We start from the raw sequence: 3181 nt of genomic DNA on the forward strand, positions 1-3181 counted from the left end.
AATGGACCAAGACATCAAATAATAAATCCGCTAACATTAGGAACTCAAGTCACTGGTGAACAAGATGCACTTCAAAATTCATTTGCAACAGGTGATGATATACCTGCTAATATACCAGATGATGGTGTTGTACTTCCTCTTACTCCACTTACTATAAATGATAATTCGTATTCTTTTAATATATCAGCTAGTAATGATACTGGTTTACCAGCTAATTTATATGTATGGATAGACTTTAATCAAAATGGAATCTTTGAAGGGAATGAAGCAGCACAGCTTATTATAGTTCCAACAGATCCTGTAACAAATCCTAGAAACTTTACAGTGACATTTAATAATGTGAATATTGTTCCACCACTACAAGGAACATATACTTTTGTAAGAGCGAGATTAACAACAGAAACGCTAGTTAATAATAATCTTTCCCCAACAGATGAAGATACAAGAAGTATCGGTCCTGCTGAAGATGGTGAGGTAGAAGACTATTTAATAGACATAGCACCATTCCCACCAACTTGTCCAATGCCACAATCTGTTACAATAGATACAACACAAAATGCATCAGGTAATGTAACAGCAGTTGATCCTCAAGGATACCCAATAAATTATTCAGTAGCAAATGGACCATTTAATGGAAATGCTCAAGTAAATATATTAACTGGAGATTGGACTTATGTACCAAATCCAGGGTTTGTTGGTGTAGATACTTTTGATATAGTAGCAACTGTACCTCTTACTCAATTAAGTTGTTCAACTTCTATTACAGTAAATGTCGTAGATGTAAACTTAACTTTAGAAAAAGAAACGTATAAAACTATAGCACAAGTAGGAGATGAAATAACTTATACAATCAAAGCTACAAATACAGGTACAACAACACTTGATACAGCTGTAGTTCAGGATACACTTCCAGCTAATACAACATTAAAGCCTAACTCAACATTTGTAGATGGAGCATTAGCTCCAGGTGCTGATATTGAATCAGGAATAGAACTTGCACCAATGATACCAGGCCAGATGAGAACAATAGTATTCACTGTAATAGTAGGGCCTGGAGCAAATCCTGGAGATGTTATTTCAAACTCAGCGACAGCTGTATTTGGAAGCGAACTAGATGGAGTATTATTTACAAAGACAACTCAATCTAATGTTGTTGATACTACAGTAGTTGATGTTAACTTAGAAGTTACAAAGTCTGTTGACTTAACACAAGTTGTTCCAGGTGGAATATTAACTTATACACTTTCAGTTACAAATACAGGTAGTGTAGCTTTAGATCCTGTTATAGTAACTGATACAATACCTGCAGGTACTACTGTTATACCAAATACAGTAACTGTAGATAACGTTCTTATTCCAGGTGCAGATATAGAAGCGGGAGTAGATATAGGTCCTCTTGGAATAGGAGTTACAAAAGATGTAGAATTCCAAGTAAGAGTAGATGAAAATCTCCCTCCTGGAACTGTTTTAACTAACGTATCCGATGTAGAGTATAGCTATACAGAAAATAATGAAACAATAACAGAAACAGCTACAAGTAATGAAGTTGATTCAACTGTAGACGAAGCAAATCTTACAGTAGAGAAAATAGCTAATAGAGAAGGAGCTTTAGTTGGAGATACTATAACTTATACCTTAATTATTACAAATAGCGGGAACTTAGATGCTGATAATGTAACTATTCAAGATCCACTATCACAAGATGTTCAGTTTGATAATAATATTAAAGTAGATGGAAATCCAATTGGTGGAGATATAACTGTTGGAGTAAATATAGGTACAGTACCTGCTAACTCACAAGTAACGGTAACTTTTGATGTAATAGTTGTATCTGTACCAGATGATAAGATTATAAATAATATTGTAACTACAACTTATGAATACTCAGATGAAAACGGAGATCCTATAATTACAGAAACAGTAGAAAGTAATGAAGAACAGGTAAGAATATTCTCGCCTGAAATAGAAATGACAAAAGAAGCAGACAAGGAAAATGTAGAAGTAGGAGATACTTTCACTTATACTATAAGAATTGAAAATACAGGCGATATAAAAGTTGAAAACTTTGTACTTCAAGATACTTTACCACCAGAATTTTCAGTAGAAGAGATTAAGGTAGATGGAAATATTGTTGGAGGAGATTTAGCTGTAGGTATACCTATAGGAGATATAGACCCAGGTCAAATAGTTATTGTAGAAATAACTGTTTTAGTAAATGAACTGCTTCCAACAGATGATCCTTTTAAAAACGTAGCCGTAGGCACAGGCGAAGTTGTTACAGATCCTAACTTCCCACCAGAAATAATCGAAGTAACAGCAGAAGATCCTATAGGAGTAAAAACTGTAGAGGCAAAAATAAGAGTTGAAAAGTCATCTAATGTAGATAGCGCTGTAGTAGGAGATACAATAATTTATACTATTAAAGTAACTAATGAAGGAGATATAGATCTTGATAGTGTAATTGTATCAGATCCATTATCGCCAGATCTTGACTTTATAGAAGGAAGCCTAAAAGTAAATGGAGTTCCTATGCCAATGGCAAACATTTTAACGGGCGTTGAAATAGGCCCATTAGCCGTAGGCCAAATGAAGACAATAACATTTGAAGCCAAGGTAATTAGTAAGACTTCAGATGAAATAATAAATGTGTCTACAGCAAATTTCACTTATATATTAAATCCAGGAGAGCCTCCTCAAGGTAAAACTCAAGACAGTAATGAAAATATAATAGAATTATTTGATCCAAATCTTACAGTAGAGAAAATGGCCGATAAAGAAGAAGTTTCTCTAGGGGATGTAATAACATTTACAGTAGTTCTTACTAACGATGGAGATACAGAGCTTACAGATATAGTATTTAAAGATGAGTTACCACAATCTTTAGAATTAATAGATGGAACTTTTGAAGTAAATGGAGTTGTAATAAATGGAGTTGACCTTAACTCAGGTGTTAATATAGGCTCACTTATGCCAGGAGAAACTATTGTAATAAAATATCAAGCAAAGGTAGTAGGTGGAGCATGTAGTGGTATTATAACAAACAATGCATTTGCTGAGTATAAATATATACTACCTGATGGAACAACTGGTGAAGAAACTAGTGAATCTTCATCTGTAGAAATAGAAGTGAATATTTCAATATTTAAGCAAATAACATTAGATAAATACTGTCAAATACCAT

Annotated in this window: 1 protein-coding gene; it reads left to right on the plus strand. The window is 33.7% G+C overall.

The window, feature by feature from the left end; translation table 11 throughout:
• On the plus strand, positions 1 to 3181 hold a 3181-nt coding region (locus tag ACEXNK_RS17425; RefSeq protein WP_373601618.1), incomplete at both ends, for a DUF7507 domain-containing protein.

The organism is Paraclostridium bifermentans (genome assembly GCF_964259345.1).
Taxonomy (GTDB): domain Bacteria; phylum Bacillota; class Clostridia; order Peptostreptococcales; family Peptostreptococcaceae; genus Paraclostridium; species Paraclostridium bifermentans_B.